At 30.4% G+C, this 24,934-nt stretch carries 23 protein-coding genes; 9 read left to right on the forward strand and 14 right to left on the reverse strand.

Features of this window, described 5'->3' with window-relative positions; all coding sequences use genetic code 11:
• Positions 1-11: 11 nt before the first annotated feature.
• The 3 genes from JC605_RS04455 to JC605_RS04465 all read left to right on the forward strand — a co-directional run bounded on the left by JC605_RS04455 (position 12) and on the right by JC605_RS04465 (position 3,007).
• On the forward strand, positions 12-542 hold the full coding sequence (locus tag JC605_RS04455) for an ORF6N domain-containing protein (protein WP_198855050.1): 531 nt from the start codon (positions 12-14) through the stop codon (positions 540-542).
• Between the two features lie 189 nt (positions 543-731).
• A complete protein-coding gene (gene wecB / locus JC605_RS04460; protein WP_198855051.1) occupies positions 732-1,820 on the forward strand; it encodes a non-hydrolyzing UDP-N-acetylglucosamine 2-epimerase in 1,089 nt (362 codons plus the stop codon).
• The gene (locus JC605_RS04465; protein ID WP_198855052.1) at positions 1,820-3,007 is read left to right on the forward strand and encodes a glycosyltransferase family 4 protein; all 1,188 of its coding nucleotides are present in this window, start codon (positions 1,820-1,822) and stop codon (positions 3,005-3,007) included. The genes wecB and JC605_RS04465 overlap by 1 nt, the downstream gene beginning before the upstream one ends.
• Positions 3,008-3,064: 57 nt before the next feature.
• Here the strand turns inward: JC605_RS04465 and JC605_RS04470 are convergent, their stop codons facing one another.
• From JC605_RS04470 to JC605_RS04480, 3 genes are all read right to left on the reverse strand, one after another.
• The gene (locus JC605_RS04470) at positions 3,065-4,048 is read right to left on the reverse strand and encodes a UDP-glucuronic acid decarboxylase family protein (protein WP_198855053.1); all 984 of its coding nucleotides are present in this window, start codon (positions 4,046-4,048) and stop codon (positions 3,065-3,067) included.
• Entirely contained in the window at positions 4,045-5,145 is a 1,101-nt protein-coding gene (locus tag JC605_RS04475) for an O-antigen ligase (protein ID WP_198855054.1), read from the reverse strand. The genes JC605_RS04470 and JC605_RS04475 overlap by 4 nt, the downstream gene beginning before the upstream one ends.
• A gap of 181 nt (positions 5,146-5,326) precedes the next feature.
• Positions 5,327-6,415, reverse strand: a complete 1,089-nt coding sequence (locus JC605_RS04480; RefSeq protein WP_198855055.1) for a DUF1972 domain-containing protein — start codon at positions 6,413-6,415, stop codon at positions 5,327-5,329.
• A 136-nt stretch (positions 6,416-6,551) separates the two neighbouring features.
• Between JC605_RS04480 and JC605_RS04485 the strand changes: the two genes are divergently transcribed.
• Positions 6,552-7,328: a 2OG-Fe(II) oxygenase gene (locus tag JC605_RS04485; protein ID WP_198855056.1), complete on the forward strand. Its 777-nt coding sequence runs from the start codon at positions 6,552-6,554 to the stop codon at positions 7,326-7,328.
• Positions 7,329-7,334: 6 nt separating this feature from the next.
• On the opposite strand, the gene JC605_RS04490 is transcribed toward JC605_RS04485, so the two are convergent.
• The 8 genes from JC605_RS04490 to JC605_RS04525 form a co-directional block, all read right to left on the reverse strand.
• Positions 7,335-8,450 carry a glycosyltransferase family 1 protein gene (locus JC605_RS04490; protein ID WP_198855057.1) on the reverse strand — a complete coding sequence of 372 codons (1,116 nt, stop codon included), beginning with the start codon at positions 8,448-8,450 and terminating at the stop codon, positions 7,335-7,337.
• Entirely contained in the window at positions 8,440-9,702 is a 1,263-nt protein-coding gene (locus tag JC605_RS04495) for a hypothetical protein (protein ID WP_198855058.1), read from the reverse strand. The genes JC605_RS04490 and JC605_RS04495 overlap by 11 nt, the downstream gene beginning before the upstream one ends.
• Before the next feature lie 2 nt (positions 9,703-9,704).
• Positions 9,705-10,931, reverse strand: a complete 1,227-nt coding sequence (locus tag JC605_RS04500) for an oligosaccharide flippase family protein (protein WP_198855059.1) — start codon at positions 10,929-10,931, stop codon at positions 9,705-9,707.
• Positions 10,932-11,112: 181 nt separating this feature from the next.
• Entirely contained in the window at positions 11,113-11,661 is a 549-nt protein-coding gene (locus JC605_RS04505; RefSeq protein ID WP_198855060.1) for a hypothetical protein, read from the reverse strand.
• 75 nt (positions 11,662-11,736) lie between these two features.
• On the reverse strand, positions 11,737-12,726 hold the full coding sequence (locus tag JC605_RS04510; RefSeq protein ID WP_198855061.1) for a hypothetical protein: 990 nt from the start codon (positions 12,724-12,726) through the stop codon (positions 11,737-11,739).
• A 7-nt stretch (positions 12,727-12,733) separates the two neighbouring features.
• Positions 12,734-14,413 carry a hypothetical protein gene (locus tag JC605_RS04515; protein WP_198855062.1) on the reverse strand — a complete coding sequence of 560 codons (1,680 nt, stop codon included), beginning with the start codon at positions 14,411-14,413 and terminating at the stop codon, positions 12,734-12,736.
• Between the two features lie 138 nt (positions 14,414-14,551).
• Entirely contained in the window at positions 14,552-16,036 is a 1,485-nt protein-coding gene (locus JC605_RS04520; RefSeq protein WP_198855063.1) for a GH3 auxin-responsive promoter family protein, read from the reverse strand.
• Between the two features lie 11 nt (positions 16,037-16,047).
• Positions 16,048-16,554 carry a peptidase gene (locus JC605_RS04525; RefSeq protein WP_198855064.1) on the reverse strand — a complete coding sequence of 169 codons (507 nt, stop codon included), beginning with the start codon at positions 16,552-16,554 and terminating at the stop codon, positions 16,048-16,050.
• A gap of 215 nt (positions 16,555-16,769) precedes the next feature.
• On the opposite strand from JC605_RS04525, the gene JC605_RS04530 reads away from it, so the two are divergent.
• On the forward strand, positions 16,770-16,952 hold the full coding sequence (locus JC605_RS04530; protein WP_111378739.1) for a twin-arginine translocase TatA/TatE family subunit: 183 nt from the start codon (positions 16,770-16,772) through the stop codon (positions 16,950-16,952).
• Positions 16,953-17,110: 158 nt separating this feature from the next.
• On the opposite strand, the gene JC605_RS04535 is transcribed toward JC605_RS04530, so the two are convergent.
• The gene (locus JC605_RS04535; RefSeq protein WP_198855065.1) at positions 17,111-19,234 is read right to left on the reverse strand and encodes a Tex family protein; all 2,124 of its coding nucleotides are present in this window, start codon (positions 19,232-19,234) and stop codon (positions 17,111-17,113) included.
• Positions 19,235-19,350: 116 nt separating this feature from the next.
• On the opposite strand from JC605_RS04535, the gene JC605_RS04540 reads away from it, so the two are divergent.
• Positions 19,351-19,620, forward strand: a complete 270-nt coding sequence (locus tag JC605_RS04540; RefSeq protein WP_198855066.1) for a DUF1294 domain-containing protein — start codon at positions 19,351-19,353, stop codon at positions 19,618-19,620.
• Positions 19,621-19,771: 151 nt separating this feature from the next.
• On the opposite strand, the gene rpiB is transcribed toward JC605_RS04540, so the two are convergent.
• Together rpiB and JC605_RS04550 are read right to left on the reverse strand one after the other, a co-directional pair.
• Entirely contained in the window at positions 19,772-20,203 is a 432-nt protein-coding gene (gene rpiB, locus JC605_RS04545; RefSeq protein ID WP_091129181.1) for a ribose 5-phosphate isomerase B, read from the reverse strand.
• An 802-nt stretch (positions 20,204-21,005) separates the two neighbouring features.
• A complete protein-coding gene (locus tag JC605_RS04550) occupies positions 21,006-21,239 on the reverse strand; it encodes a putative signal transducing protein (RefSeq protein WP_017498760.1) in 234 nt (77 codons plus the stop codon).
• A 110-nt stretch (positions 21,240-21,349) separates the two neighbouring features.
• Here JC605_RS04550 and rnr point away from each other — a divergent pair, with 110 nt between their 5' ends.
• The 3 genes from rnr to JC605_RS04565 are packed head-to-tail and all read left to right on the forward strand — an operon-like array spanning position 21,350 to position 24,918.
• Positions 21,350-23,533, forward strand: a complete 2,184-nt coding sequence (gene rnr / locus JC605_RS04555) for a ribonuclease R (RefSeq protein ID WP_198855067.1) — start codon at positions 21,350-21,352, stop codon at positions 23,531-23,533.
• 22 nt (positions 23,534-23,555) lie between these two features.
• A complete protein-coding gene (locus JC605_RS04560; RefSeq protein WP_198855068.1) occupies positions 23,556-24,224 on the forward strand; it encodes a head GIN domain-containing protein in 669 nt (222 codons plus the stop codon).
• 13 nt (positions 24,225-24,237) lie between these two features.
• Positions 24,238-24,918: a LysE family translocator gene (locus tag JC605_RS04565; RefSeq protein ID WP_198855069.1), complete on the forward strand. Its 681-nt coding sequence runs from the start codon at positions 24,238-24,240 to the stop codon at positions 24,916-24,918.
• Positions 24,919-24,934: the final 16 nt, after the last annotated feature.

Below are 24,934 nucleotides of genomic sequence, written 5' to 3' on the forward strand. Positions count from 1 at the left end.
TTTAAAAACTTATGGACGATAACTCTTTACTTTCTGAAGAAACAATTTCAAATAAAATATATTTTATTCGTGGTCAAAAAGTGATGCTCGATAGTGATCTGGCTTCTCTTTATGATGTCGAAACTAAGCGATTAAATGAGCAGGTAAAAAGAAATTTGTCAAGATTCCCAGAAGATTTTATGTTTCAACTAACTGAAAATGAATATAATTCTTCAAGGTCGCAATTTGCGACCTTGAAGAATGGTAGAGGTTCAAACTTAAAATACCTTCCTTATGCCTTTACTGAACACGGCATACTTATGCTTTCAAGTATCTTAAAAAGCGACAAGGCAATTCAAACCAATATTCAAATTATGAGAATTTTTACGAAAGTGAGACAAATGCTTTTGGATACAACCGAAATTAAAGTTGATATTTTACAGATTCAGAAGAAGTTAGAAAACCACGATAAAAATATTGAATTGGTTTTTTCTTATTTAGATGAATTGACTGAGAAAAAAGAAAATGAGTCTGAAAGAGTGAAGATTGGATATAAAAAATAACTTTCTAAATCTTTAAGGTCACAATTTGTGACCTCAAGTTTATATTTCAATAAGATTTCTTTTATAATACTCTTGAGAATTCAATTTTTAAACACAACAAAATCCTCCAATTTATCGAGAATCCAATTTAAACTTTACTTTTGCTAAAGAAACTTAAAACAAGTTTGTCCTAATTTCTGAAGTCAATCTATGAAAATTACCATAATTGCAGGTGCAAGACCTAACTTTATCAAAATAGCCCCCATAATTAATGCTATAAAGAAAAAACAAAATGAAGAATTTGATATTTCATTTCGTTTAGTACATACTGGGCAGCATTATGATAAAAATTTAAGTGATACTTTTTTTGAAGAACTAAACATTCCTCAACCCGATATCAATTTAGAAGTTAAAAGTGGTTCTCAAGCAGAACAAACAGCAGCAATTATGATTGCTTTTGAAAAGGAGTTAATTCAAAACCCTTGTGATTTGGTTTTAGTTGTTGGCGATGTAAATTCGACAATGGCTTGTTCTATTGTTGCTAAAAAATGTAATACAAAAGTGGCACATGTAGAAGCCGGAATTCGTTCTGGAGATTTAACAATGCCCGAAGAAATTAACCGAATGCTGACAGATAGTATTAGCGATTATTTTTTTACAACCTCAACTTCGGCATCAGAAAATTTATTAAAATTAGGTTCAGATCCTAACAATATTCACTTTGTGGGAAATGTTATGATCGACACTTTATATCAAAATATTAATAGAATTTCGGCCCCAGATTTTTGGAACGAACATCAATTAAGCGAAAAAAAATATATCATTCTAACTTTGCACCGTCCTGCAAATGTTGATGAAGTTTCGTCACTTATTAAATTATTGGAAGGGATTGATCTTCTGGCAAATGACAAAAAGATAATCTTTCCTATTCATCCAAGAACCCAGGCTATTTTAAAAGAAAGTAAAACTGATTTTAGAAATATTATTTTTGTTTTGCCTCAAGGTTATCTAAATTTTATGTATTTAATTAAAAATAGTTTTGCTGTCATTACAGATAGCGGCGGTATTTCTGAAGAAACAACTGTTCTTGGAATTCCATGTTTTACAATGCGAGATAATACCGAAAGACCTGAAACAGAAACCATTGGATCTAATACAATTGTGGGGACTTCTTTACAAAATTTGAAAAAAGTTTTTGGCAGTTTTTTACAAAACGGTGCTAAAAAGTGCGGTATTCCAGATCTATGGGACGGAAAGGCATCTGAAAGAATTGTTTCTATTTTATTGGATAAAAAATAATGAAAGACATTCTTATTATATCCAATTATTATCCGCCGGAAAAAGGAGCTGCGGCAAACAGAATAGAACAGCTCGCTTTAAAACTGGATCAAAACGGGTATAACGTTTCTGTGATTTCTCCTCTTCCAAATTATCCAAAAGGTGAACTTTTTCCAGAATATAAAGGTCGATTTTCTGTTATCGAAAAAATTCAGAATATAACTTTAAAACGTCTTTGGATTTATCCGAGTAACAGCTCTAATATTTTTAAAAGAATTGTTTCTACATTATCGTTTTCTACAACTTTATTTTTTTATTTATTGTTTGCTAAAATACCAAAGAAAGTAATCGTACAATCTCCACCTTTATTGTTATCTTTTACTGCAGTTTTGGCTCTTGGACTTAGAAGAAAAAAAATAATTTTGAATGTTTCTGATCTTTGGCCCACAGCTGCTATTGAACTTGGTGTTTTAAAGAAAAATAGCATTTCACATAAATTCCTTCTCTTTATTGAACGCTTTATTTACAGAAAAGCAAACCATATTTTCGGGCAATCGAATGAAATTATAGATCATATTCATTCAATATTTCCAGAAAAAAAATGTTTTTTATACCGTAATTATCCTGATCATTTTATTGAAAATATATTAGAAGAAAAACAGAATTTGAATGAACCTATAAAACTATTTTATGCTGGCTTACTGGGAGTTGCACAAGGTGTTTTTGAACTTATCCAAGAATTGGATTTGAAAAATCTAAACATTGAACTGCACATTTTTGGGGATGGTGCCGAAAAAAATCAAATTCTAAATTTTTTAGAAAAAAATCAGAATGAAAAAATTATTTTTCATGGAATGTTAGAACGAAATATTTTGCATGAAGCTTTACAAAATTTAGATATTGCATTAGTACCACTAAAGACAAGAATTTATGGATCTGTACCTTCAAAAATATTCGAATACAGTGCATTAGGTTTTCCTGTTCTTTATTTTGGAGGTGGCGAAGGTGAAAATATTGTTGAAGAAAATAATTTGGGATGGGTGGTTCCTGTTGAAGATTTTAAAAACTTAAACGACACCTTAAAGCAAATTTCAGAATTTGGTAAAAAAGAAATTCAAATCATGAAAAACACAATTTTCCTTCATGCAAAATCTCATTTCAATCTTGATGAGCAAATGAAGAAATTAATTGAAAATAATGCTTTTTAGTAAAAATGATTTAAAAAGAAAAAGGGACAATATTATAGAAATATTGTCCCTTTTTTATTATTTAATATAATTCGAAAAATCTTTGTGTTCTTCTTTTGCCAGTTCTTCCGGAGATAGTGATTTGAAATACTCATAAGTAATTTTCATTCCTTCAGCACGACTTACTTTTGCTTCCCAGCCTAATAATTCCTTTGCTTTTGTTGTATCGGGCTGACGTTGTAATGGATCATTTATTGGCAGTGGATGATATACCACTTTTTGGTTTGTACCCGTAAGTTTTATGATTTCTTCCGCAAAATCTTTGATTGTGATTTCGTCAGGATTTCCAATATTTACTGGATTAACATAATCAGAATGTAATAATCTGTAAATACCTTCTACTTGGTCGTCTACATAACAGAAAGAACGCGTTTGCATTCCGTCTCCAAAAATCGTTAAATCTTCGCCACGTAAAGCCTGTCCAATAAAAGCAGGAATTACACGTCCGTCGTTTAGCCGCATTCTTGGACCATATGTATTAAAAATACGTACTATTCTAGTTTCTACACCGTGAAAAGTATGGTAAGCCATTGTGATTGATTCCTGAAAACGTTTTGCTTCGTCATAAACGCCACGCGGACCTATTGTATTTACGTTTCCGTAGTATTCTTCCGTTTGCGGATGTACTAAAGGGTCTCCATAAACTTCAGATGTTGATGCAATTAGAATTCTTGCTTTTTTAACTCTTGCCAATCCAAGCAAATTGTGTGTTCCTAAAGATCCTACTTTTAAAGTCTGAATCGGAATTTTTAAATAATCAATCGGACTTGCTGGCGATGCAAAGTGCAATATATAATCTAAATCGCCAGGAACATGAACAAACTTAGTGATATCGTGATGATAAAATTCGAAGTTTTCTAATTTGAATAAATGTTCAATATTTTTAAGATCTCCTGTAATTAAATTATCCATTCCGATTACAAAGTAACCTTCCTTAATAAATCTGTCACATAAATGCGATCCTAAAAATCCTGCCGCTCCAGTAATAAGTATTCTTTTCATTTCATTATTTTCTGTTCATTACAATTATTTACCAAATTAAACATGCAGTAAAAAATTATAAAGAAAATTATTCCTCTTTGTCGACTCAAAAAAGATTCGGTCAAAAATAAGATTATCATTGTTACTGCGAAAGCAATATGTATAAAATCTTTATTGACAATTCCTTTTCTAATCGTAGCAAACAACATACTTACTACTATTAAAAAGCCAAATATTCCTAATTCTGAAAATATTTGAACATATTCATTATGGAAATTAAACTCTCCGTAATTCGGGTATAAGTTATGTTCTTTGACCTTTTCTTTTATTTTATTTTGCGAGGCATCTAATCCAAATCCTGTGAAAAAAATATTCTCTTCCTCAAGCATTTCTTTAAAAATTCTTATCTGAAAAAGTCTAAATGCTGTACCTGGAAAAAAATCATTTTGTTGAAATTGATCTTGGTTCCACGCTTGTTTTAAACTAATATTATAGATTGGTCCCTGATTCTTTTCTATAGTTTTATTCAAAGATCCATCAACAAATATGGTTTCAAATTCAATTATAAATCGGTCTCTAACCGGTTTAATAAAAAGTACAGAACTTATAGAAACTATAATGACTGCCAACAATATTATTTTCTTTGTTTTTTTGGAAACAGGAGAGAAAAACGAATAATACATTATTGTCATTATTAAATCGACTACAATGATATTTTTAGATGACAATAAAAATATAAAGACAATAAGAATCGAAAGTCCTATTTTATCAATAATTGACTTTTCTTTTTTAGAAAGAAAGAAAAACATGGCTAATGAAGCAAAAACAGCCATATAAATCGCATTTAACTCTAAAGTAACTAGTTCGTGATAAAAAAAGACTTCTTTGTTTCCAGAATTTATAAATTTTACAACCGCTCTTAAAATATAGAATACCGCAAAACCCGTTATGGCAAAACTGTACGATCTTAAAATCTTGTTTATATCGTTTCGATTTATTTTTGGTAAGCTGCAAAATGCTAAAGGAATCAATAAAAATAAAACTTCTTTTTGTAACCCCTTGATTGTCTCCTTGCTTCCAATAGTCCAAAAAAGTGACATAAGCATTAAAACATACAATAGAATTGGAAGCAACAAAACCTTACGAAGTGAAAAATGTGTTTTTTTAAATTTGACTAAAGAAACCAGTAAAAAAACAATGCAAGTTAAACTCCCTATCGAATGTTTTAACGGAAGGGTAATCAACATTGCGCTTAAAAGAAAAATTAGCAATGTTTTGTTTTTCCATAATTCATCGATTTTACTGAAGGCTTTTTTCAAATAATCTGAGGTACGATTCATTTATTTTATTCCAATTAAATTCTTGAATTATTGCATCGAAGTTATTCTGAACCATTTGGTTATTTTCTTTCCTATTTACCGTTTCGATCAGGCGCTTAACATCTGCTGCATAAAAAAAGTAAAATGCATTTTCTTGTAAAATTGCATGGTTAAATTTATTGTTGTGCGCTACAATTAATGCTTTTGCTGCCATAGCTTCTAGCAAAGATGGATTTGTTCCTCCTACAGAATGCCCATGAAAATAAAGATTAGAAAAATATCTCAAATTGTCTAAATGCTCTTTATTATAAATTCCTCCTATAAAACGTATATTCGAATAAGCATTAAATTTCTTTTTAAGATAATTTCCAAAACTATTATCGTTATTTCCTACGACCAATATGTCTTTATCATCTTTACTATCAACAATTCCGTCTAAAATTATTTCGATGTTATTCTCAGGTTCAAAGCGGGCAATCAATAAGTTGTACTTGTTTTTTTCTACATTATATAATGAAAGTACTTCTTCGTTTTCTTTAAGGAAAGGTTCAGCACCATAAGCAATGTAAGTTGCATCAATGCTATATTTCTCTTGCAGATATTGTTTAATGCCAATAGAATCTGCCACTAGATAATCGCTGCTTTTCACTGCTTTCTTTTCGGCAAACTTTAGAAATTTTTGGGTATTGTACGAATATTTAGTTCTCTTCCACTCCAATCCATCCATATTGGTAATAATAACTGCTTTTTTGGGTAAGAGAAAAGACCATATAGAACTGCTTGTGTATCCTAATTGTAAAATAATATCAAAATTTCTCTTTCTAGAATCGAGAATACAATTCAAATCGTAAATAAATTGTCCAGCAGAACCTATTTTGTTTTCAGGGTCATATTGATGAATAATAATTACTCCCTTGTAGTTCTTCTCTTGAAAAACATGATTATGGGAATTATAAACATAAACCTCATGTTTTTGTTGTACTAAATAGACAGCAAAAATTTCAGCAAACTGCTCAAAACCGCCATAATTATTAGGGATTCCTCTGGTACCAAGAATGGCTATTTTCATCTAAATTTTATCAATCTGAAATCAAAAATAGCAATTTTAAAATTCTTAATAATTTAATTACAAACAAATTCGTTTTTAATTAATGAATATTTAATTTAATTTCTACTTTTGTTTGGAAGCAGCTAAAATAGCACCTATGATTAATTTTGAATATCTGGAAAACCATTTAGATGATTTGCGTTTAAAATATTTAACTGCCAGACCATTTCCACATTTAATAATAGATGCCTTTTGTGAAGAAGAAAAATTACTAAAAGCTCATAAAAGCATTCCTGAACTCAACAATAAAAGCCGCGATTATTCTTTTGCAAATAATAAATTTGAAAAATCAAATTATAAAGAATTAGGTCCTGAATTGAATGAGCTTTATAATGATCTCTCGTCTGAAAGATTCAATAAAATCATATCTTACATAACATCGAAATCAATTTTTGTTGACCCAAAAAATCACGGCGGAGGATTACATCAGGGCAAGAAAAATAGTTTTCTAGATATGCACTTAGACTTTAATTACCATCCTATTAACAAAAATTGGTATCGAGAGTTAAACTTACTTTTGTATTTAAATAAAGATTGGAAACCAGAGTACAAAGGAGGTTTAAAAATTTGTGATTTAAGAACTGGTGAAGAAGCTGAACTAGATGTTCCTTTTAATCGTTTAATTATCCAACAATGCGCACCTTATACACTTCATGGATATGATATGACTAATTTTCCTGAAGGAAGCTATAGAACATCAATCGCGACATATGCCTATCAAATTCATAAAAAGCTAATTGAAAAACCACGTACAACAGATTGGTTTCCAAAAGAAGATGCTTCTTTTTTAAAAAAACAATTTGCAAAAAATTATAACTTTTTAGTGCAAACGAAGAATAAATTATTTGGAAGCAATACTGCTAAAAATCAGTAAATCAAATTATTTCGTTTTTGTTATAAGATGATATAAAATCTCTGCTGATTTTTTCCAGCTGTATTTTTCTTTAATGTCTTCTGCCATTCTTTCGAAATCTGAACTTAAGTTTTCGTTCAATATTTTTTGGAGCTTTATATTAAATTCAGCTTGATTATGAGGATCAAAATAAAAATCTTTGAAAAAACTAAAATCGGACATTGCCGTTTTATTGGAGCAAATTGTCGGTATTTTTGCCGCTACTGATTCTAATGGTGGAATTCCGAAACCTTCTGCCATAGAAGGATAAACAGCTGCATTTGCTCCTCTTAACAATAATAACATGGTCTTAAAATCAATGTTTTTTAAAGTTATGATCTTCTTTTTTATTTCAGAATCGAGTTTGTTAAATACTTTAGTAAATTGAGGATTCTCTAAAGTATCATTTCCTAAAAAAAGAAGTTCGTATTCTTTATATAATTCCAAATTTAAAAAAGCTTTTAAAACCATTTGATGATTTTTTCTTGGCTCCCATCGGCTTACATAAATAATATACTTTTTTAATGAAAAATTTTTTGCGACTTCAGCCTTAATTGATTCTTTATCATATGCTTCAAAAAAGATTTCATCAATTGCATTTGGAATAATCTCATAATTTGACATTCCAAAATGCTGTTGGATTTTTTCTTTGGAATACTCTGAAACTGTTAATCTGATTTCTGACCATTTAGCACTTTGTTTATATAAAAACGTGTTGATCGTTTTACTAAAGAAAGAGAAATATTCTGGAAAATCTATAAACAATATATCGTGTGTTGTCACTATGTATTTACATCTTTTAAATGGCGAAACAGTATATTGAAAATGGGCAAAATCTATTTTATACTTTTTGATAATCTGCGGAACATCAATAAGTAATCTCAAATATTTGTTTTGATATTTATACTTCAAATAAGTAACATTTGAATGATTACCAAAAACAGCTGCCAAATTATCGGGATGGGAAGAGACTAGAAAAAAATGAAGATCTTGTTTTGTAATTAATTCAGAATATAAACCTTTTATATATGTTCTAGTTCCTTGAAAACCACTATCAAAAACATGGCAGTCAACAAAAATGCTAGTTGTGTTTTTAATACTCATTTTTTATTCTTTTTTGACTATTATGCTCTCTAATCATTACTTCTCTAAGAGCAACCAAGAATCCAATTATTATCGATTTATTGTCAAGTTTTAAGTACAATCCTAAAAATACCCAGTTTGATACTATCAGAAAAACGCTTGATCCTATTAATAAATAATTTATTGTTTGCACATTGTCAATATCCGATTTTTTTTGTCGGAACAAAACAACTAAAAAAGTCAATAGAAATAAAACGCCTAATATTCCCGATTTTAAAAACACTGTCATATACCCGTTGTGTACAATTGGAATATACTGAACATATTCATGATCATTGGTCCATACTTTTCTTCCGAGATTTAATGTAGATCCTAAACCTTCTCCAAAAAATATTGCTCTATTTCCGTTTGCCGAAACTTGATTTACGGCAATTATATTCTCAAATGATCTATAATTGTCATTAAAATCTTTCCAATCATCCTTGTCGATTCGAGTTTTAAAAGCTTCTTTTGGAGCGATTTTTATTTTATATAAAAAGGCTTGGATTCCTCTTCCTTCTCTTTTCGGATTAATATAAACAATAGCTGCATAGCCAATAATCGCAGCCAGTACAATGGATAAAATTACTTTTAAAGATCTTTTATTAAAGGTTAAATATCCTTTTAACCCAACATATAAAATTACAAACTGAATTAAATTTGTACGTGCCAAATATAAAAAACTTGACAAGCCTATTGTTGCTATTAAAAATAATCTTTGATTCTTTGAAATTTCTAGTTTAAAGTCTTTATAGAAAATGAGAATAATTATTATATAAATCTCATAATCACTAAAATACCCTCCACGATCTCTTAAAAGATTTACACTTAAAGTTCTAAATTCTATTACTGCAAAAAGTAACATTATTAAGTGTATAATAGAAATTGCTAATCCGGTATAAACCAATACTTTTAAAGCTAGTTTGCTACTAAATCTGCAGAGTTGATATCCTACTAATAATCCTAAAATAGGTTTAACCAAATACGTAAAATCTCTTATAAATAAAAAAGCGGTTGTTTTATTGAAAAAAGTAGAAACAATTGCAATTAAAAGTATGGACAAAAAAATGGCATTGTACTGAATTATCGTAAAAGAGTATTTTCTTTTAATTGTTATCAATAACGTTAAAGACCAAACAGCAAAAGTAAGTTCATAATTGGCAAACAAAGAAACCACAATGCAAAGCAAAAATAAAATCTGATAGGGAAAACTTTTATAAATTGTGATATTCATTATTACTTATTCAATTTAATCATTGGTTTTAAAACTAAACAATAGGCAATTATCACCAGTATTTCCATAATAATTGTAGCAATAAAAGCACCTTGTAATCCGATGTTTTTTACTAATAGAAAAAATACAAGTAAACTAAAAACAGAAGAACCAATTGTAATATGTATATATACCTTATTTCTGTCTAATGCAAAAAGCAATTGTTTTAAAGCAAAAGAAATTGCCATAAATATGGGTATAATTAAACCTAACCTAAAAAAGAATGCCATTGATTCTAATTCATTTGAAGGAATATTGAAATATAACAAAATCTGCTCTGTTAAAACAAATGCAATAAATACTAATGATAGAACAAATAGATAATTTAAGCCATTATATTTCAGCCAATTATAAATACCTTTTTTTAAATTCAAGTGTATCTGCAAACAAACATCGGCATATATAAAATTAAAAAACATTTGCAGATATGTTCTAAAAGTCATTATAATCTGTTCTATAATTCTATATTGTCCTGCCATGCCATTTCCGCCCACATAACTAATTATCATTATGGGCAGATATTGATAAAACGAAAGAAACAATTGTGAAAATGTTAGAGAGAATTCCTCTTTTAACAACTGTAAAGCGTCTTTAGTAACATTGTTGTAGAACCTTAAATTGTATTTTTTTATAAGACTAGCCAATCCTATCAAACTTGAAATTATCAATCCTAATCCCAAATAAGCATTGGCATAAATATAATCATCCTTTTTATGGATAAAAATAAAAACACCGGCCACATAGATTATTTTAGAAATAATATTGATGAAAGAGATCCATTTGTAATTTTCTAAACCCTGAAAAATCCAAGTGGGATTTATTAATTGACCTATTACATACAAAAAACTAAAAAAGAAAACGGCTTGTTCCTTATTAAAAAATGGGACAAAATAAATAAGTAAAAGAGCTGCAAATAGTAAAATTACAGTCAAAAACAATTTCATTACATAAATAGAAACTATTTTCTTTTTTATAATTTCAGGATTGTTTCTGTTAATTGATATTTCTTTAGTTCCGTTAATGTAAGAACCATAATCAACTAAAACATTTAATATTAAAGCAAACGAAAAACCAACCCCAATCTTTCCTAATCCTTCTTTTTCGCAAATAGCAACCAAATATGGTACAACCAGCAGCGGACTAACCAGATTAATAATCTGACCAATGCCGTAAATAACAAAATTTTTCATTCGGTTATTCTGCAATATCTTTAAGTATTTTGATCTAAACAAGATAATAAGATTGGTTTACAAATGCGACAAAAGATTCAAGATGATTTAAAAAATAGATAGAAAGTTACAGAATCTTTTATAACGAAACTAGATAAAAAGAGCCACAAAATTGTGGCTCTTAGATATTTATTAAGTAAAGTTATTTTACGATTAATTGAATTTGATCATAAAGCGCTTTCTCTGAATAAAACAACGGATCATATTTTCCTTCTTTTGTTTTGAAGTTTTGAATAGTTGAATTTTTCTTGTCTAGAATTTTTATACAATCATTTGGTATAAAATAGTTAAAAAATAGCGAGTCTTTAGCTTCAAAACTTTTGCTATAGTATTTCATTCTAAAATTCTTAATAACAATTTCTTTTTGCGCTTCATTAGTTCCAAAATCAATTCTAATGTAATTTGGAATTACATCTTCTGGTAAGTTAAAAACAATATCTTGCTGATTCTCGTTAGCTTTTACAGCTGTCCAAACAGAATTTTCTTCTTTATAAGGAACCTCATAAGCATCCTGGCTATAATACAACTGAAAGTTATCGTCTGCTTTTACAATTGCTGATAACGTTACTTGAAAATTGTTGTTCTTTACTTCAACTTCGGCTGGTTTAACCTCATCTTTATTGGCTTCTTTTTTACAAGAAGTAAACGTTACAAATAAAATTAAACTTACAAAAAATAGTTTTGTTTTCATTTTGGAAATTTTTGGCTAATTTAGTTTTTAAACTTTAAAAAAAAGCTTTACCTCGATAATACTATTATATTTTTTTTAGACTGTTTTTTCTACAATTAATGACTTTTGTTTTCTGTAAAAATTCTTAAAATATTGTAGAGAAATATAAATTAAAATAAACAAGAAAGGAAATAACAATTTCTTGTGTCCATAAAGAATACCTTTTTTCTCGATATTTATTGTTGTACTAATATCTTTGATAATTTTATCGTATCCTATTAATTCAAGTCTATGGCTTCCTTGTTCATTAACTAAATCTCCTTTTGTTCTAATGACATCATTAAGCTGATTATTTTCATTATAATAAACTAATTTATCACTTTTTTGAGAGTTTGCGTTAGCAGAAAATTCATTTAATACCCCATCTATCTGAGCAATAGTGGCTTCATTTTGTGCCATTTTTGCTTTGACATTTGCCAGTTGTGCTTCCTGAATTTTTTTATAATATTCCGCTTCGTTTAAATATTTCAAGATAGGCTCTATAATTTCTTTATCATCAATCAAACCATCAGTTCTAATTGAAATACTATGAAAACGGTAATTCTTACTAGTTATATCATCCGAAATAATCTTTTTTATATCTCCATTATCAGCCATTAACTTTATTAATTCAAAATTTTCAGGCTTATTATTTATAAAATTATAGACGTCTGCAACAGGTTCAATTTCTATAGTAACCAGTTTATTTGGTTTTTTAATACCTACATTTTTCTTTAAAAATAAGCTATCGTCTTCATTTATTTTTGAGCTTATCAAATCAATTTTTGAATATAGATATTCTATGCTTCCAAAATTTGGCGCCACAATAATCTGATGGTCATATTTCTTTTGAGTTTTGTCTAAAAAAAGACCAATACCAAACCCAACAATAATTAAAATTGCCGAAATCTTCCAATTCTTAATAAAGAACTGAATTGCATTGAAAATAGATCTTTTAGTAGATTCAAAAAATCCATTAATCTTTTTTGAAACATCAGCTAAATCAATCTCTTGATCTGTATTATCCTGCGGTACTTTTGTACTCATTCACAATTTATTTTATATTGAAAATCTGCTCTAAAATTTTAATCGTAATTAAATAAGTAGGTTTTACACCAGTTGTTCCCAATCCGCCTGAAGCCAAAGTGCTTCCTGTTTCAAGAGGATTATCTGATGCATAATAGGCGTAACGAACTTTTATATCGTGCGGAACGCTTTTTCTAATTTTTGATGCTGACTGAATCGCTTTTTGGTAATAAGAACCTTCCATTTCTAGACCGATTACACCCCAAGTCGATTCGTGGAAAAACTTCAATAAATCTCTGTTTTGCAATGACGTTCCTAAAACAGTAACCATTGCTCCTTCGTAAATATCAATGTCATTTCCTTCGAACATAGAACCTGTTAGTTCATTTTCGAAGAAATAGTTATCGGCCGTTCCTTCGTTAATATGAGCAGAAGGAATCATGATATCTCCTTTTCCACCTTCTAGAATTCCTGCTTTACCCATAATAGAAACCGATTTTACATTTAGTAAAGTTTCTTTTTTATATGGTTTTAAGAGCTCATCAATAGTTTCATAAGCCTGCTCACCAAAAGCATAATCCATTACAATGATTACCGGTTTGTCTTCGCCTACATTTGCATGTGAAAATGCTGTTTTTGACCAGTCAATTTTTGCTGTATCAAAAATCTGAACATCGATATTCGTTCCTGAACAATCTGGCAACGAGATCATTCCATTTTTTAAAGCCAAATCTTCTACTTGAGCTCTAATTTCTTTTGAACCAGAACTACTTAATTCTTCGTAAATAAAGAAATCTGTTTTTCCTTTATATTTTGTTTTCAGCAAAGGTGTTGCAAAGATCGAATTCATTACACTATGCATATTGGCACTAATTACGTGAATTGGTCTTTTCAACAAATCGTTTGCTTTTAAAACTTCTTTAATATTTGTTGCCCAGATTTCTCCATGAATATGATGACCAAGACGCTCACGTAAAACTGGACTAAAAGTAATTGTACGTTTATTGTTTTCAACAATTTCTTCGATTGCTAATTTTCCTAACCAATAAATTACGTGCAAGAAACGATCTGGTGCAGTTTCTGAACCAAAAGCATCATAGATATCCAAAACTTCCTCAAAAGTTCTAGCCAAAATATTTGCAACATGCGAAATGGCTTTTTCTTTCTCAATCTGTGTTAGCTTTTTAGTTTGCATAACAGCTTGCTCCAGTTTCTGCCAATCGCGAGAAACCTCTCCACCATCATCGATTAAAACTCTATTTTTAATTTTATGAGATTCAATAAAAATGAAAGTCAAATGTGTTAGAATATCATAAATGTCAGAACGTCCACGTGTGATTTCTACATTCATTTGTTCTTCGTCTATTCTGTAGCAATTTCTTCTTCTTTTTGGAGGAACAATCGGCTGAAAATGCGATTTAGAATATCCTTCGTCTGAAGTTAAATTAATAAAACGGCATTGCTCAATTCCAATTGGAAGACGCTCAATAACGTATAAAAGTCCGTTTAATTCTACTTTTTCTTCTGCAATATTCCCATAAATTTCTGGACGTAACGCTAATAATGATTCTCTTAAACTATCACCAGAAACTCCCATTGGTTTGTAAAAACCACGGTTGAATAAATGGCGCATTGTAATGTACATTTTTTCTATCGCCGCAGAAGATTCCTGTGCTCTTGATCTTGATATATGTTTAGTTTCTTTCATGCTTTTTTATTTTAAAAATCTTCTTCATTTTTTTTAAGAAGATACAAATATTTCGATAAACGAAATTAGGAATTATATACAAAACTTTAATGAATTCCCATTTAACAAATTGTTAGATGACCTTTTTAAAAGCCGATTTTACTTCAAATTATCTGCAATATCCCTATTATTTGATAATCTAGGTATTTTATTCTGTCCACCCAGTTTTCCTTGCGATTTCATATAATCTTGAAATCCGTTTTTAGAAACTTTAGTGATCACTACTTTTCTTAAAACATTTCCGGTAATTAAATCGTCATAATAAATGTTTTGCTTTCGCATCGAGTTATCAATCTTTTCGGCAAAAACTTCCATGTTTTCTGGCTCTTTTTCAAATTCTACAAACCATTCGTGGTAAGGTAATCCGCTAGCTGGCGTAATTTGTGGTGCTACGGTAAATTCGTTAATAACAATATTGGTAGAATTTATAGCTTCTTTCATCGCATTTTCGACTTCATTAGCAATTACGTGTTCTCCAAAAGCCGAAATATAATGTTTAATACGTCCAGAAACTATAACTCTATACGGATCTAAAGAAGTAAATTGAATAGTATCTCCAATATTATAACGCCAAAGTCCTGCATTTGTCGAAATAATCAAAACATAGTTTACTCCTACCTCAACTTCGCCAATGGTGTATACTTTCGGGTTTTCGTTAAAGAATTCATCTGCTTTTATAAACTCATAGAAAATACCAGAATTTAAAAGTAATAACATTCCTTTTTCTTTCTGTGAATCTTGGTACGCAAAAAAACCTTCAGAAGCTGGAAACAATTCGATACTATCTACTTTCTTACCAATCATCTGCTCAAATTTGGCACGATATGGTTCGTAATTAACGCCTCCGTAAATAAACAGATTGAAATTTTTGAATATTTCACTAATCTTTTTACCGCCACTTTTTTGCTGCAAACGTTCAAAATACATCTGTACCCAAGACGGAATTCCAGAAATAACAGACATATCTTCTTGTATCGTTTCGTCTACAATGGCGTCTACTTTGGTTTCCCAATCTTCAATACAATTCGTTTCCCAAGATGGCATTCTGTTTTTCTGCAGATATTTTGGAACAAAATGCGCCACGATTCCAGAAAGTCTTCCAAACTTAATTCCGTATTTCTCCGTTAGAATAGGACTTCCTTGCAAAAAGATCATTTTTCCGTCAACAAAATCGGCTTTTCCCGTTTCGTTAATATAATGAAGAATTGCATTTCGAGCCGCTTCTATATGAAATGGCATAGATTCTTTAGTTAGCGGAATAAATTTTGCGCCAGAAGTTGTTCCAGAAGTTTTAGCAAAATATAATGGTTTTCCTTTCCAAAGAATATCAGCTTCTCCTTTTACAACCTTTTCGACATACTGTTTTAGATCTTCATAATCTCTAACTGGAACACGTTTCTGAAAATCTTCAAAAGTTTTTATCTCATTAAAATTATGATCTTTTCCAAATTCAGTATTTTGTGCAGTCTCAATCAAACTTTTAAAAACCTCATGTTGGGTTTGAATTGGCTTATTTGCCCATTTAAGAGTTTGTTTATATATTTTTCGGGCAAAAATTTTTGCCGCAATTGACTTAATTGACATTTTTAGTGGTATTATTTTTTGTCACTTTTCTTTTTGTCTTGAGATTTTGTCTTCGTTTCTTTTTCGGTTTCAGCGACATCTTCTCTTAGTTTTATTTCGGCCTCTGAGGCTTTCATATTTAAATCTGAAGCGTCTTCAACAGACTCTGTTAATATAGAATCTTTATTAAATTTTGAATATTCTAATTCTCCTTTTAAAACTTTCTGGATTCCTTTTATATAAATTTCATTGTGTTTTAAAGCCGTTTCTAAAGAATCTGATTTAATTGCCAGTCTCGTAGCATTTCGTTTCAATTCTGTAGAAGAATATCCCGGAATAAATTCGCGAAGCGGAGTAAATGCGATAATGAAAGTAGTAACCAAAATTAGAAATATTCCGCCTAAAGTAAACGTTACAAATACATTCATTAAAGTAAGCCTAAAAGAAAAGATCTCTTCAAAAGTGTCTTCATTTAAAATTACTAATCGGTTTTTAATGAACAGTTTTTTTCTAAAATTCTTTTTATTTTTCTTAGTCATTATCCTTCTTTATGCTAGCAAATATAGTAATTAATCATCATGATTTTTGGCCAAAAAATTTCATGAAGAGCTATAATCTACGATTTTATAAAATATTTAACGTAGTCTTATTGAAATATTTTAAACTAAAAATACTTCTATTTCGTATATTTCTATATACCTTTGCGGGATAATTAATAAAAATCAATTTGCTTCGGCATTAAATATAGTTAGTCATGGGAAGATTAGGTCTTACAGAAATCCTTGTTATCGTAGGTATTGTGATATTACTTTTTGGAGGTAAAAAAATTCCAGAATTAATGAAAGGTTTAGGAAGTGGAATTAAGGAATTTAAAAACGCTGCTAAAGACGATCAACCTGCTGCTTCTAAAAAACAAGAAGAAGAAGAAACAAAATAAGAAATTCGAAAAAATTAAAATCCCAAACTACAATGTAGTTTGGGATTTTTTTATGGCTCATAATGAACCTACTCAATAGTTTTGTGATTTCTCCCTTCGGTCGAAATGACAAGATTACGCAAGTTTTTGGAATTTGGAATTTAAAAAAATTGGAATTTTTACAAAATCATCGTCAACTGAATTCTCTTTCTATCTTCATCAACCTCAGTCACTTTCACATCAACATGCTGGTGTAATTTTACCACTTCGTTTACATCACTCACGAAACCAGCTTTTAACTGTGAAATATGCACTAATCCACTTTCTTTAATTCCGATGTCAACAAAACAGCCAAAGTTGGTGATGTTATTCACAATCCCTGGTAATATCATTCCTGTTTTCAAATCTTTGATTGATTTTACATTGGCATCAAATTCAAAAACCTTAGCCGACTTTCTTGGATCCAATCCCGGCTTTTCAAGCTCTTTTATGATGTCTTTTAGCGTAAGTAAACCAATTTCAGGTGTTACATATTTTTCGGCCTTAATAAGCGCCGTTTTATCTTTGTTTGCAATTAAGTCATTTAAAGAAATATTCAAATCCTTCGCCATCTTTTCAACAACCGGATAAGCCTCTGGATGCACTGCTGAATTATCCAACGGATTTTTAGCATTTGTAATTCTAATAAACGCTGCTCCCTGCTGATAAGCTTTGTCTCCTAAACGAGGTACTTTCTTAAGCTGCTTTCTATCTTCAAAAGGTCCGTTTTCAGAACGGTATTGTACAATGTTCTCTGCTAGCTTCTCCCCGATTCCACTCACATAACTTAATAAATGCTTACTTGCAGTGTTGATGTTAATTCCAACCGAGTTTACGCAACGAATAACCGTATTATCTAATTCTTCTTTTAATTTTGTTTGGTCAACATCGTGCTGATACTGTCCTACTCCAATCGCTTTTGGATCAATTTTTACCAATTCGGCCAACGGATCTGAAAGTCGTCGCCCGATAGAAACCGAACCACGAACCGTTACGTCATAATTTGGAAATTCTTCTCTCGCAATTTTTGACGCAGAATATACAGATGCTCCTGCCTCAGAAACTACAAATACTTGAATTGGTTTATCAAACGCAATTTTTTTGACGAAAAATTCTGTTTCGCGAGAAGCTGTTCCGTTTCCGATAGAAATGGCATCAATTTGATACGCATTTACCATCGAACGGATTTTCTTTATCGCCATTGATTCCTCATTTTGAGGCGCGTGCGGATAAATGGTTTCATTGTATAATAAATCTCCTTTTTCGTCCAGACAAACTACCTTACAACCGCTTCTAAATCCTGGATCGATCGCTAGAATTCGTTTTTCTCCCAACGGCGGAGCTAATAAAAGTTGTCCTAAATTGTTAGCAAAAACCTGAATAGAATTGGCATCGGCTTTTGCTTTTGCTTCTTGTAACGTTTCGTTTCCAATTGCTGGATTCAATAAACGTTTGTAACTATCTTCAATCGCCAGCTGTAAATGCGCTGTCGTATTATTTTGTTTTTTAATGATGATTTCGTCAATTACATCGTAAGCATCGTCGATATCAACATCAATTTTCATTTTAATAAAACCTTCATTTTCTGCACGAAGCATCGCTAATAAACGGTGTGCTGGTGCTTTTGTTAAAGGCTCTTCCCAATCAAAATATTGGTTGAATTTTTGTGCACCTTCTTCTTCAGCTTTCTTTTTAACCACTTTTGTAGCGATAGTTGCTTTTCGCTGAAATAATCTACGCAACTGTTTACGAACATAAATATTTTCGTTAATCCATTCTGCTACAATATCTCTTGCGCCTTGAATAGCTGCTTCTTCGTTAATAATATTTTCATTAATGTATTGTGTCGAAATAAAATCGATATCGGCATCACTTTCAGATATAATCAGTTTTGCTAAAGGTTCTAAACCAAATTCGCGCGCAACATCGGCTTTTGTTTTTTTCTTCTTTTTGTACGGAAGGTAGAAATCTTCTATTTCTTGTAAATCAAAACTGTCTTCAATTTTTTTCTTCAATTCTGGCGTAAGTGCTTTTTGCTCTTCGATCGATTTTAAAACAGCTTCTTTACGTTTTATAAGCGTATCGTATTCTTTCTGCAATTTTGCAATATGCTCAATAACAGTTTCATCAAGGTTTCCGGTCGCATCTTTTCGGTAACGCGAAATAAACGGAATTGTACAGTCTTCCTCTAATAATTTTACTGTGTTTTGAATACTAACTGCCGGTGCTTGAACAGACTTGGCAATAAATTGAATATTAGTCATACTTTTAATGAAATGATTTTCTTACTTAAAAATGATATAATTTACTTGTTAAAGCATTTCTGCAAAATAGTAAATCATTCGGCTAAAATAATATCTTTGTTTCTAATTTTAAGCCAATGGAAGTTTTATTACTATATTTTTTATTTATAAATGTGCTCGTTTTTATTTTCGCTAGATATGACAAATCTCAAGCTCGAAAAAATAACCGACGTGTTCCTGAAAAAACCTTGTTTCTCATGGCTTTAACGGGTGGTTCACTAGGGTTATTAACAGCAATGTTATTATTTAAACATAAAACGAGTAAAACTTCTTTTATTGTAAAGTTTACTGTGATTTTAGCAATCCAGTCAGCACTTATATATGCTATTTTGAATTATAAAAAGTAGATATTAACATTGTTGATAACTAAAAAAACAATGTTTTTATAGAAGTTAAATAATTGAATTATAAATACTTAAATAAAAAACCGAGCAAATTAAAAATCGGCCCGGTGTGTTTATGAATAGGTGCGAAGCACCGAATTTTTTTTTTGACTTTTTACGAACAAGCAATTTTATTTACTCTATTTTGGTGTCTTCCGCCTTCAAAAGCAGTATCAAGAAAAGTTTCAACGATTTCAACAGCTTGATGAATAGATGTGAATCTCGCTGGAATACTAACAATATTTGCATCATTGTGTAAACGAGTTAAATATGCAATTTCTTTAGTCCAGCATAAACCAGCTCTTACTTTCGGGTGTTTATTAACAGTCATTGCAATTCCGTTACCGCTTCCACAGATTACGATTCCAAAATCAGCTTTTCCTTCAGATACATCATTGGCAACTGGATGCCCAAAATCTGGATAATCTACTGAAGCATCAGTATCTGTTCCATAATTTGTTACCTCATATCCTCTAGCTTTAAGCATTTCAACAATTGCTTTTTTATATTCTGGCCCTGCGTGGTCGTTTCCTATCGAAATTTTCATTTTTCTATACTATTTAGTTGTGTCATGCAAATTTACTTAATAAATGTATGTTTGCCACGAATTGCACCAATTTTCACAAATTATTTTCTTTTTCAATACTATATAAACATTACAATATAAATTCGTGAACATTCGTTCAATTCATTGCAAAAACCCTTATTTTGCAACTATCTTACTGTCAAAACCTTATAGGTTATTAACAATTTTGATAACTCTATAAGTATCTCAAAATCAATAAATAATATTCAGAATATTTGTTAAAATTTTGAGGTGTTAATAGGAGTTTGTAATTGCTTGATATTCAATTAACTTTAAGTTAACAGAAAATGTTAATAAGTTCGAAAAGAAAATTAGAAGTTTTTTTTGGTTGTTTAAGAAAAATGCTTAATCCAAAACGTGATTTAAATATGCAAGAAAAGTTTCGTGAATTTTTGGAAAAGTTATCAATATTAAAAATACCATTTTCAACACAAATCAACATATCAACTTATCTACAAAATCAATTCAAATTTGGTTGTCAACCGTTGTTAATTAAAATGCAAAAAGTCTTAAAAATTAATCATTTAACCAAAAATAACTATGTTGATAACTCAGAATAAATAAGTAAAACGAGATTTCAATGACTTCAAAAAAAAATTTATTCGACATATTAACACGCTATAATAACCATAAATTTTTTTTAAATTTTTAAAAATCTTTTTTGTTGTATTTAATATATGTTGAAAACTAAAAAAGTTGAAAAGGAAAAAAATTTTTTGATGAATTGAATTTTACTCTGTTTTGAGTTTGTTTGAATTTTGTTTTAGACGATTTTGAGAGGATTGTTGAGATTGTCCAAGATTTGCTGAACTTCTTCGAAATCGTTTGGATGAACTTTGAGTTTGATTCCGCCAAGTGCCGTTGAGTATAATGGAACGACTGAGAGCGTCATTTCGTTTTCGAAAAAATAAGGAATTCCTTCTTGTTCCAGTAAGTGTTTGAGAACCACTGTTTCGTGCAGATAATTGAATACGGCAATCGTTTTAAAGCTTTCCATTTTAGGTCTTTTTGTAAATGTACGAAAAGTTATATTTTTAATAATTCTATTTGCTAAAAAGTATTATCTGATATCTTATTTGTAATTTTAAGCCTTATTAGAAAAGATATATGAGTAAGAAAATTAGAAAGCCGATAAAAAAAGAGAAAGATTTCTCTGGAAAAATACTTAAGATTTTATCGCAAAATGCTAATAAACCTTTCAATTACAAACAAATAGGAGCTAAGCTAGAATTAGACGATACAAAAAGCAGAAATCAGATCATAAAAGATTTAAAGATTCTTGCAGCTCAAAAGAAGATTATAGAAACAGAACCTGGAAAATACTTGATTAAAGCAGTAAGCCAGGACTACTACGAAGGAACAATAGATATGACGAGCAGAAAAACGGCATATTTTATTTGTGATGAGTTTGAAGAAGATGTTTTTATTCCTACCAATAATTTGAATCGTGCATTAGATAAAGACAAAGTAAAAGTTTACGTTTATAACAGAAGAAAAGGTAAAAGACCTGAGGGTGAAGTTATTGAAGTTATAGAAAGAGATAAAACAGAATTTGTAGGTGTAATAGATATGCAGCCAAATTTTGCTTTTGTGTCTACTGCAAATCCTAAAATGTATACCGATATTTTTATTCCTAAGGATAAACTTGGTGAAGCAGAAAACGGTGATGTAGTTTTAGTGAAGATTGAAGATTGGCCAAAAAGAGCCGATAGTCCGTTCGGATCTGTAATTCGAGTGCTTGGAAAACCTGGGGAACACAATACAGAAATTCATGCAATTTTAGCAGAATATGGTTTGCCAGCAGATTTCCCTGTAGAAGTAGAAGTTTTTGCACAAAAACTAGATACTTCGATTCAGGAATCTGAGATTGCAAAACGTCGTGATATGCGTGATACGCTTACGTTTACGATAGATCCAAAAGATGCAAAAGATTTTGATGATGCCTTATCTTTCAAAAAATTAGAAAACGGAAATTTTGAAATCGGTATTCACATTGCCGATGTTTCCTATTATTTAGAAGAAGGTACAATTCTGGATGATGAAGCGTATCAAAGAGCAACTTCGGTTTATTTGGTTGATAGAGTAGTGCCAATGCTTCCTGAAGTGTTGTCTAACTTTGCTTGTTCGCTTCGTCCAAATGAAGAGAAATATACATTCTCTGCTATATTTGAAGTTTCGCCAACGGCACAGGTTATTAACCAATGGTTTGGAAGAACTGTAATTTATTCAGATCAGCGTTTTGCTTACGAAGAGGCTCAGCATATTATTGAAACAAAAGGAAATAATACAATTCCAGTAGATATTTCTATTACTGGAGAATCTTATGTGGTTTCAGATGAAATTGTTGAAGCTACTTTAAAACTAGATGAATTAGCTAAGATTTTAAGAAAGAAAAGAATGCAACAAGGCGCTATTTCTTTTGATAAAGTTGAAGTTAAATTTAATCTAAATGAAGAAGGAGAACCTGAAGGCGTTTATTTCAAAATATCAAAAGATGCCAATCATTTGATTGAAGAATTTATGCTTTTAGCCAATAGAAAAGTAGCAGAATATATTGGAAAACAGAAGAAAACCTTTGTCTACCGTATTCACGACGAACCAAACGAAGACAAATTGGTTGCAATGCAAACAGTTATTGCTAAGTTTGGTTATAAAATTGATTTTAGAACAAAAGGTGATATTGCCAAATCAATCAATGCTTTGATGGAAGAAGTAAACGGTAAGAAAGAACAAAATCTTATTGATACTCTTGCTATTAGAAGTATGAGCAAAGCCAAATATTCGACTGATAATATTGGCCATTATGGTTTAGCTTTTGATTATTACAGCCATTTTACATCGCCAATTCGTCGTTATCCAGACGTTATGGTACACCGTTTGTTGCAGTATTATTTGGATGGAGGAGCTTCTGTAGACGAAGAAACTTACGAAACCAAATGCCTGCATTGTTCAAACATGGAAAACTTAGCAACAAATGCTGAGCGAGATAGTATTAAATACATGCAGGTTAAATACATGCAGGATCATCAGGATGAAGAATTCCTTGGTGTTATTTCTGGTGTTACCGAATGGGGAATTTATGTTGAAATCGTTTCTAACAAATGCGAAGGAATGGTAAGAATCAGAGAAATAAAAGAAGACTACTATACTTTTGACGAAAGACAATATGCATTGGTTGGAGCAACTTCAAACCGTTTATTGCAATTGGGAGACGAAATTTATGTGAAAGTAAAAAATGCCGATTTAGTTAAAAAACAACTTGATTTTCATTTTTTAAGAAGAGCAGAATAAATATTAATTTAAAAATAAAAGTATGAAAAAGCTAATTATAGGAGCAGCAATTTTATTTGTACAAATGTCTTTTGGTCAGGTTACCAAAGAGTTGGGCGATTTTGATACCGTAAAAGTATTTGATAAATTAAGTGTAAAATTAGTTCCAGGTTCTGAAAATAAAATTGTAATAAAAGGAACAAGAGAAGCAGAATTAGAAGCTGTTAATAAGAATGGTATTTTAAAATTGAGAATGCCATTTCCAAAACTTTTGTCAGGAAATGATCTTGAAGTAACTTTGTATTATAAACATTTAGAATTAATAGATGTGAATGAAGGAGCAACTGTAACAAGTAGTGACGTAATCAAAGCAACTTCATTTAAAGTAAGTGCACAAGAAGGTGGAGTTATAAATGTTGATTTAGATGTTGATAAACTAAAAGTAAGCTCAGTATCAGGAGGTTCGATCACATTAACTGGTAAAGCAGCAAATCAGGATGCAAGTTTAGGAGCTGGAGGATATTTACTAGCAAGCAAATTAGAGACGTCTCAGACTACTGTAAGCGTTTCTGCGGGAGGAAAAGCTGATGTTAATGCTTCTACCCTTGTTGATGCAAAAGTAAGCGCAGGAGGCTCTATTTACATTTATGGAAAACCAAAACAAATAAATCAGAAAACAGTTTTTGGTGGTAAAATCGAAGAAGTAAAATAACACGAGATATTTGATGATAAATGATATTCTGGCTGGACTGCCATGGGGACTTGTTCTTAGTTTTATGGTTGGCCCAGTATTTTTTGTTTTATTAGAAACCAGTATTACAAAAGGTTTTAGATCTGCAATTGTTTTCGATTTAGGCGTAGTATTAGGAGATATTTTCTTTATTGCTATCGCTTATTTAGGAAGTTACAGATTGATTTCAAGTTTAAAAGACGATCCAGCTCTTTTTATTTTTGGAGGGATAATTATGCTTTCTTATGGAATTATTTCTTTTGTAAAACTAAAAAAAGAAGAAAAAATAAACGACGAAGAAATTGACCGTGATATTTTAAAAAGAAACTACGCAAGTTTGTTTGTAAAAGGGTTTTTATTGAACGTTATCAACATTGGAGTCTTAGGATTCTGGTTAGCAGTAATTATTTCTGTTGGACCAAAACTAGAAATGCAGACTCCTAGAATGATGACTTTTTTTGCCGCTGTAATCATCACTTATTTATTAATTGATTGTGCTAAAATTTTATTAGCCAAACAGTTAAAATCAAAAATGACTCCAACTAATATTCTTAAAATTAAAAAAGGAATTAGCGTTGTTTTAATGGTTTTCGGATTTGCATTAGTAGTTCAAGGTTGGTTTCCAAAAGAAAAGGAAATGGTTAAAAATGCCTTCGAAAGAATAGAGAAGAAGTAGTTGTTAATAACTCAAA

This window comes from Flavobacterium sp. IB48, from assembly GCF_016405855.1.
Classification (GTDB): domain Bacteria; phylum Bacteroidota; class Bacteroidia; order Flavobacteriales; family Flavobacteriaceae; genus Flavobacterium; species Flavobacterium ginsengisoli.